The organism is Mycobacterium sp. E3339, from assembly GCF_001666915.1.
Taxonomy (GTDB): domain Bacteria; phylum Actinomycetota; class Actinomycetes; order Mycobacteriales; family Mycobacteriaceae; genus Mycobacterium.
Genome location: NZ_LZIZ01000096.1, coordinates 1 through 632 on the forward strand (window position 1 = coordinate 1; position 632 = coordinate 632).

Annotated in this window: 1 protein-coding gene; it reads left to right on the forward strand. The window is 68.2% G+C overall.

Going from position 1 to position 632, the window contains the following annotated elements; all coding sequences use genetic code 11:
* Nucleotides 1–632, forward strand: a 632-nt coding sequence (locus tag A5702_RS09275; RefSeq protein ID WP_156669540.1) for a condensation domain-containing protein, incomplete at both ends; no start/stop codon positions are given.

Consider the following 632-nt stretch of genomic DNA (forward strand, 5'->3'; position numbering starts at 1 on the left):
GCCCCCACCAATGCCGTCGAGGAGATCCTCGCCGGCATCTACGCCCAAGTCCTCGGCGTCGAGCGCGTCGGCATCGATGACTCTTTCTTTGATTTGGGTGGGGATTCGCTGTCGGCGATGCGGGTGGTCGCTGCCGTCAATAGTGGCCTGGATACCGCGCTTTCGGTGCGTGCGCTGTTCGAGGCCCCCACCGTGGCACAGCTGGCGCCGCGCATCGGCACCTGCGGGGGCGGGCTGGCTCCGCTGACGGCTCGGGAACGGCCGGCTACCGTGCCGTTGTCGTTCGCCCAGAGCCGGTTGTGGTTCATCGACCAGCTGCACGGGCCCTCGCCCGTCTACAACATGGCCGCCGCGCTGCGGCTGAAAGGGCGCCTGGATGTCGCCGCATTGCGCGCTGCGCTGGGTGATGTGGTGGCCCGCCACGAGAGCCTGCGCACGGTGTTCGTCGCGCCCGAGGGCACTCCCCAACAGATCGTCCGACCGCCCAGCCAATGCGCCATCACGTGGGACGTGGTGCGGACGGACGGCTGGTCGCCGGGCCGGTTGGCGGAGGCTGTTGAGTCGGCGGCGTGTTATTCGTTTGATTTGGCTGTGGAGATTCCGTTGCGGGCGACGGTTTTTCGGGTGGCGGC